The sequence below is a fragment of the Sinorhizobium fredii USDA 205 genome, from assembly GCF_001461695.1.
Lineage (GTDB): Bacteria > Pseudomonadota > Alphaproteobacteria > Rhizobiales > Rhizobiaceae > Sinorhizobium > Sinorhizobium fredii.
In genome coordinates this window covers 1-7,349 of record NZ_AUTC01000029.1, presented here as the reverse complement: position 1 = coordinate 7,349, position 7,349 = coordinate 1, and the positions used below count along the sequence as shown (strand labels likewise).

Below are 7,349 nucleotides of genomic sequence, written 5' to 3'. Positions count from 1 at the left end.
GAGGCCAAGCGTACAATGTAATGAACTTCAGTTCCAGGTGACTAGGTGGGAGGTTCATTAGCTCGGCCGCTATGGTCGTCAACCTATGCGAGGACAGCCGGGATGATTGGGGAAGTACACGGTCATAAAGCGTCCCCTTCGTATCCCCTCAACAGCAATCTCGCAGCGCGTGACAGGTTGGATCTCGGGGTCATGGACATGTCCCTCAGGCGAACCCCCGGGGACCGGCCGTTCGCGGGGATCCGGGCTTCCGGGAGAGCCGTGGGCAAACTCGTCGCCGCGGCGATCGAGCGGCCTTTGTGATCGCGCGTATTGCTTCCATCGCTTGAAAGCGCGATGAACTTTCCGCCGCATCCAATTGCTGCAATCCCCAACTTCACCTACATTGACCAAGTGGTAAAAAAGACGCGTTCCAAAAGGCGCAATCAATCAGAGGGGAATTTCATGCATAGCGATTCCTTCAATTTTGCCATCTCCAGAAGAACCCTGATCAAAACTGCCACCGCCTCCGCCGTAGTGGCTGCGGCGGGCCTGCCAAGTCGTCTGCTCGCTGCGGACCCGATAGAGGTGGCGGCCATCTATACCGTCCCGGTCGAGCAGCAGTGGGTCAGCCGTATCCACAAGGCCGCTAATGCCGCCAAGGAGCGCGGCGACATCGAATATGTCTATTCGGAAAACACCGCGAACAACGATTACGAGCGCGTCATGCGCGAATATTGCGAGGCCGGCCACAAGCTGATCCTGGGCGAGGTCTTCGGAGTCGAGGATGCCGCCCGCGCCGTCGCCAAAGACTATCCGGACGTCGCCTTCCTGATGGGCTCGAGCTTCAAGCCGGATACCGCCGTACCGAACTTCTCGGTTTTCGACAACTATATCCAGGACGCATCCTATCTGTCCGGCCTTATCGCCGGCGCGATGACCAAGTCCAAGAACATCGGCATGGTGGGAGGCTATCCGATCCCGGAGGTCAACCGGCTGATGAACGCATTCATGGCCGGCGTGAAGGAAGTGGCCCCGGACACCAAGTTCCAAGTCGCCTTCATCGGCTCGTGGTTCGATCCGCCCAAGGCCAAGGAGACCGCATTCGCCCAGATCGATGGCGGTGCGGACCTCCTGTATGCCGAGCGTTTCGGCGTGTCCGACGCCGCCAAGGAGAAGAAGATCCTGGCCATCGGCAATGTCATCGATACTCAGGCAGACTATCCGGACACCGTTGTCGCCTCCGCGCTGTGGCATTTCGAACCGACGCTCGACAAGGCGATCGCCGAAGTGAGGAACGGCACTTTCAAGGCCGACGACTACGGCGTCTATTCCTTCATGAAGAACGGCGGCTGTTCGCTCGCGCCTCTCGGCACCTTCGACAGCAAGGTTCCGGACGACATCAAGGCCAAGGTCGCGGAGAAGGAAAAGATGATCAAGGACGGCTCGTTCACCGTCGAGATCAACGACGCCGAGCCGAAGTCGGGCTAGCCCTCCTTTCCTCCCGTTCATGGGAAAGGTGGGCCGCAGTGCCGGATGAGGAATTGCCCTTCGCCGGCAGCGCCCATTCTCTCCCCTGGACGGGAAAGGAAGCCTCCCCCGCAACGCCACTTCCGGTCACCGACGTGTCCAGCAACCCCGCCCTTCGTCTTTCCCGTATCAGTAAGCGTTTCGGCCCGCTCAAGGCCAACGAGGCCATTTCCTTCGACCTGAAGCGGGGCGAAGTCATCGCACTTCTCGGGGAGAACGGCGCCGGCAAGACGACTCTGATGAACATTCTGTTCGGCCACTATGTCGCCGACGAGGGAAGCGTCGAGGCGTTTGGCGAGCCGCTTCCGCCGGGAGATCCACGCGCGGCCCTTGATGCCGGCATCGGCATGGTCCACCAGCACTTCACCCTCGCCGACAACATGACGGTGCAGGAAAACATTGCGCTTGGCACCCAGAGCCTCTGGCGCATGCGGCTCGACCGGGCCGCAGCGCAGCGGCGCATCGAGCAACTGTCCGCCGATTTCGGCCTCGCCGTCGATCCCGCGGCCACCGTCTCCACCCTTTCGGTCGGCGAACGCCAGCGCGTTGAGATCCTAAAGGCCCTTTATCGCGAAGCCCGCATCCTGATCCTGGACGAGCCGACGGCCGTTCTGACCCCCGCCGAGACCGACGCACTGTTTCGGACGCTGAAGCTGCTCGTCGCCAAAGGACTGTCGATCATCTTCATCTCCCACAAGTTGCACGAAGTGATGGCTGTCAGCGATCGTGTGCTGGTTCTGCGCTCCGGCTACCTCGTCGGCGAGCGCGAAACAGGTTCGACCGATCGCAAAGAACTGGCGGCCCTCATGGTTGGCCAGGAGGTCAAGCCGGCGGAGGTCAGCCCGGTGAAACTCGGTGCACCGCTGCTGGCACTCGAAGGCGTCTCCACGGCGCCGTATAACGGGGCCGGCCTCGATAAGGTGTCGCTCACGCTCACAGCCGGTGAAATCACCGGCCTTGCCGGTGTTGCCGGCAATGGCCAGGCTGTCCTTGCGGGCCTCATCGCCGGCATCCGGCGCCCAACCAGCGGGAGCATTTCCATCGCCGGACGGGAAGTCGCCGACTGGTCGCCGCGCGCCGCGCTCGCCCATGGCGTGGCCCGGATTCCGGAAGACCGCCACGCTATCGGCAGCATCGGCGACATGAGCGTGACGGAGAATGTCATCGCCGAACGCTACCGGAGCCCGCGGTTCAGCCGCATGGGCTTCCTGAACTGGAAGGCCGCCGGCCGCTTCGCCGAGAAACTCATTGCCGATTACGACGTCAAATGCCCCTCGCCCGAGGCTCGCATACGCCTGCTATCCGGTGGCAACATGCAGAAGCTTATCCTCGGCCGGGCCCTTGATCCCGACCCGGCGGTCATCCTTGCAAGCCAGCCGACCCGCGGCCTCGATGTCGGCGCCGTCGCCTATGTACACCGCATGCTGCTTGAAGCGCGAGACAGGGGCGCGGCGATATTGCTGATTTCGGAAGACCTCGAGGAAGTTCTGGCATTGTCCGACCGCATCATCGTCATGTCCAAGGGACGCTTTTCGACGCCGTCTTCGCGCGGCGAACGCACCATTCGGGAACTGGGGGATCTGATGGCAGGCCACAGCGGGGAGCACAGCGACCATGCGGCTTGAGCCGAAGCCCGCACCGTCCTTGGCGGTCACCTTGCTGTTTCCGCTGGCAGCCATCGCCACAACGCTGATGCTGACGTCGATATTGGTTCTCGCCGCTGGCGCTTCGCCACTGTCCGTCTTCTATCTTGTGGCCAAGGGGGCGGCCGGCTCACAGTTCGCGCTGCTGGAGACCTTAACCCGCGCGACGCCGCTGATCTTCACGGGCTTGGCCATCGCCGTCGCCTTTCGGGCCAAGCTCTGGAACATCGGCGCAGAAGCCCAACTCTACATCGGTGGCGTAGTCACCGTGGTGCTGGGAACTGGCGCACTGCCGCTACCTTCCGTCATTCTGATCCCGGTGATCATCGTCGTCGCCATGGCCGCAGGCGCGCTACTTTTGCTGGGCCCGGCCGTGCTGAAGACCCGCTTCGGCGTCGACGAGGTGGTCACCACGCTGCTGCTCAACTTCATCGTCCTGCTGTTCGTGTCGATGCTGCTTGAAGGTATGCTCAAGGATCCGATGGGGCTCGGCTGGCCGCAATCGCAGAAGGTCGTCGCCGAAGCGCAACTGCCGCGGCTTATCCAGGGCAAGCGCCTGCACTATGGCTTCGTCATCGCCCTTGCTTCGGCCGTTGTCGTCTGGGTCGTCATGAAAAAGACGGTTCTCGGCTACGAAATGCGCGCCGTCGGCTTCAATCCCGAGGGCGCCCGTTTTGTCGGCATTCCGGTAAACCGCGCGCTGTTGAAGACGGCGTTGCTTTCGGGCGGATTAGCTGCGCTTGCGGGCTTTTCCGAAGTCTCGGGGCTCAAGGGCAACCTGACGCTCGACCTGTCGCCGGGCTACGGCTACACCGGCATCGTCGTCGCCATGCTGGCCATGCTGAATCCGCTCGGCGTCATCGCGTCGGCCATCTTCGTCGCCGGCATCTTCGTCGGCGCCGACGCCATGAGCCGTGCGGCCAAGGTGCCGAGTTACATAGCCGACGTCATGGTCGCCACCTCGCTGCTGACGATGGTTGTCGCGATCCTTCTGACGCGATTCTGGATCAGATGGAGGTGACATGGACGCGCTTGAAATCCTCTTCACCGCCTCCTTCTGGGTTGCCGCCATCCGCATAGCATCCCCGCTGATCTTCGCGACCATGGGCGAGTTGATCTGCGAGCGCGCGGGCGTCCTCAACCTCGGCATCGAGGGGATCATGACGGCAGGCGCTTTCGCCGGCTGGTTCACCGTATATTCTGGCGGCGATCTTTGGGCCGGCTTACTGGTCGCTGCCCTTGTCGGTGCCATGTTCGGCCTGCTGCACGCCACGCTCACGGTACCGCTCGGCCTGTCACAACACGTCGTCGGCATCGGCGTTACGCTGCTTGCCACGAGTCTTACCTATTTCATATATCGTCTTGCGCTACCCGAGGTGACGTCGCCGCCCAAGATCGAGCCGTTCCAGCCCCTTCCGATCCCCGGCCTGTCAAGCATTCCCGTATTTGGCGAGGCGCTGTTTACCCAGACGCCGCTGACGTATCTCGCATTTGTATCGGTCGCAGCCGTCGCCTGGATCCTCTATCGCACGCCCATCGGCCTCGCCGTTCGCGCTGCCGGCGAAAACCCGTCGGCGGTCGAGGCGCAGGGCATTTCCGTCACCGGCATCCGCATGGGCGCCGTCGTCATAGGCAGCGCGCTGATGGCGGTCGGCGGCGCCTTTCTCACCACCTCGGCCTTCAATTCCTTCTTCTTCCAGATGATCAATGGACGCGGTTGGATTTGTATCGCGCTGGTTGTCTTCGGCTCCTGGCGGCCAGGAAAGGCGCTGATCGGCGCCATCCTGTTCGCCGCCTTCGATGCCTATCAGGTTCGTCTGCAGCAGATATCGGGCGGCATCGTGCCCTATCAGATTTTCCTGATGATGCCCTATGCACTCTCGATCCTGGCGCTGATCCTTGTTGCACGCCGCGCCACCTATCCCAAAGCTTTGATGATCACGTACCAGAAAGGCGAAAGATGAGTTTCGACCTGAAAGGGCGGCACGCTGCCCGATGGAACAGTCGCCGACCATCTCGATCGAGTTGCCATGACGGAAAACGGTGGCCCCGCTTAGCGCCGCCGAGACCGAGAATGTGTTGACGGCGCGCGAAACGCTGAGCAGGTCCGCGAACGCTTCCGCGCTCAGCAAAATGCCGATACTTCTCACCGACTGATGCGCGCGGTGGGTTTTTTCCGTTTGGAGAAACAGAAGGATGGATCTTGCCGAGTTGGACTCGGAGTACCTGTAAGCTTGTTTGCTAATTGCGGCAGGACCAAGCGATGGAACCTTCTCCGCCACTTCCCCATTCCCTAGGTGCGCGCGGGCCGTGTCAACCGGGCGCGACAGGGATGGCGAACATTGTGGTTTTCCCGTTTCTCATCATGGCCATCGAAGCAGCAGTCGAGCGCCTCACCTGTCCGGCCCGCCTCACCCTACCCACGTCTCGGAAAGGTCTTCCCATGTCTTCGCTTACGCTTTGCGATATCGCCAAGAAACTTAAGAAAATCGATTTTTGCATGATGGCGACTAGGGCGAGCTCGGGCGCGATCGCCAACCGGCCGATGAGCAACAATGGTGACGTCGAATATGACGGCGATTCCTGGTTTTTTTCTTTTGAAGAGACCCACAAGGTATCGGAAATCATCCGAGACCCCCAGGTCGCGCTCGCCTTCGCCGAGCCGCCCAGCCTCCTGGGCAAGCCCGGGATCTTCATCTCGATCGAGGGCGCTGCGACCCTCATTCGCGACAAGGCGCAGTTTCAAGAGCACTGGGTCGCCGATCTGGAGCGCTGGTTTGCGCAGGGCGTAGAGACACCGGGTCTTGTCCTGATCAAGGTCCATGGCGACCGCATTCAATACTGGGACGGCGAGGACAACGGCGTCATACACGTCTGAGGCTGAATGAAAATCCCGATCGATAATCTGAATGGCGTAGTAGCACCTATCTTCTTGACGACCAGAAGAGGACGGGGGACGTCCGTGTGAGCGCGGTGGCGGTGCTGCGGTCAGCACTTGGGGCGCTCGGCCTGCTCCCTGGCCGCCACAGCTGGAATCACGGCCTCAAACGGCCCCTCCTCCACTACCACCGACGAGCGGAGCCCTTCCGTGTAGGCTAGTTCCTGGCGCAGGAGATCCGCGTTGCGCATCGCCTGTGCGGTCCGCTTCACGTAACGACGGGTGGTTTGTGAGGCCCATATCGCTGAGGGGGTGAACGGCTGTCAGGGTGGCGTTCCACTCGATCGCTAGCTGTACCGCCCGGTCCTGTGCCCGGTCGCATCTTGCGCTGAAGTCGGTCGCGAGGATGATATCGCTGGGATTCAGTCGGCCCTGCAGGTTTTGCATTTCCGGATATCATCATGGTTCATTCGGCCTCCCTTATCCTTGGGCGACATCCTGACTGCGATCCTAACGGATCCTTGGCGATAGCATCGAGGTGGTCACCATTGGGGCGCCTGGAAGCGCAAGAGCCTGGAAATCAATCCCGATCACGTTGATCTTCTGTAAGCCGCCCGCTTCTGTTTCGACGGCAATTGCCCGACCCGCTCTCAAGCCGAGCAGCCCCAACCCCAAAAGCGACTCTACTGAGACAGTGTAATTAGGAAAGTCTTGGCTCTCGTTGCGGACCAGATTGGCTGTTCTCGGCACACCTCCATCGACGCAGAAGGTCACGCGACTGTTTATCGTCACGACATCATCGGGGACCTTTCTGGGGGAGCAAATTTCAGCCCGCACCAGCTTTCTTCTGAGCAATCGGCAGTAGGCGTTGTCCCGCAGAGTCTGATCAAGAATTTCTCTGAGGACCGCATGGTCGTGTGCTGTTAGATAACACTGAAGCCGGTTGCTCATGGCATAACTCCTCGGAGCAGATCTGCTCCTGCAAAATTACTGGATCTCAGTGCGCTTTCCTTGGCGGCTGGTGTGTGGCGCCAGGGATCACCTTCCCGAAATGGAGCTACCGCCTTGAGTCTGAAAACGACGGAGTCGTTGAGAAAGCAGGACAAAATCCGGGTCCTCTGCAGCTAGCAGACGATAGACAGCGATGCACCGTCAGCGCTGCGTCGCTTGCCTAGACCAAGGCTTGTCACACTCAACGCAGGCTTTCTGGACGTGGCCTGTCCACTCGGGCCAGCATTTTTCACACATCGCTTAATTTGCCTCATCACCAGTCCTCTCCGGTTCGCTCGAAGACGAGCCACGCGGTTCCCTTTTGCGCG

6 protein-coding genes are annotated in these 7,349 nt (G+C 61.0%); 5 read left to right on the top strand and 1 reads right to left on the bottom strand.

Annotation, left to right across the window (positions count from 1 at the left end):
- Positions 1–444 precede the first annotated feature (444 nt).
- The 5 genes from N181_RS04480 (at position 445) to N181_RS04460 (ending at position 6,030) form a co-directional block, all read left to right on the top strand.
- Positions 445–1,470, top strand: coding sequence for a BMP family protein (locus N181_RS04480; protein ID WP_037402907.1), 1,026 nt, complete (start codon positions 445–447; stop codon positions 1,468–1,470).
- A 134-nt stretch (positions 1,471–1,604) separates the two neighbouring features.
- Positions 1,605–3,134 (top strand): ABC transporter ATP-binding protein, encoded by a 1,530-nt coding sequence (locus N181_RS04475; protein WP_037436713.1) that lies wholly within the window; start codon positions 1,605–1,607, stop codon positions 3,132–3,134.
- Positions 3,124–4,173 carry an ABC transporter permease gene (locus tag N181_RS04470; protein WP_037402893.1) on the top strand — a complete coding sequence of 350 codons (1,050 nt, stop codon included), beginning with the start codon at positions 3,124–3,126 and terminating at the stop codon, positions 4,171–4,173. The genes N181_RS04475 and N181_RS04470 overlap by 11 nt, the downstream gene beginning before the upstream one ends.
- A gap of 1 nt (position 4,174) precedes the next feature.
- Positions 4,175–5,116, top strand: a complete 942-nt coding sequence (locus N181_RS04465; protein WP_037436709.1) for an ABC transporter permease — start codon at positions 4,175–4,177, stop codon at positions 5,114–5,116.
- Positions 5,117–5,595: 479 nt separating this feature from the next.
- Positions 5,596–6,030: a pyridoxamine 5'-phosphate oxidase family protein gene (locus tag N181_RS04460; RefSeq protein WP_037436708.1), complete on the top strand. Its 435-nt coding sequence runs from the start codon at positions 5,596–5,598 to the stop codon at positions 6,028–6,030.
- A gap of 510 nt (positions 6,031–6,540) precedes the next feature.
- On the opposite strand, the gene N181_RS04455 is transcribed toward N181_RS04460, so the two are convergent.
- Positions 6,541–6,981 (bottom strand): GreA/GreB family elongation factor, encoded by a 441-nt coding sequence (locus tag N181_RS04455; protein ID WP_037436706.1) that lies wholly within the window; start codon positions 6,979–6,981, stop codon positions 6,541–6,543.
- Between the last annotated feature and the right edge of the window lie 368 nt (positions 6,982–7,349).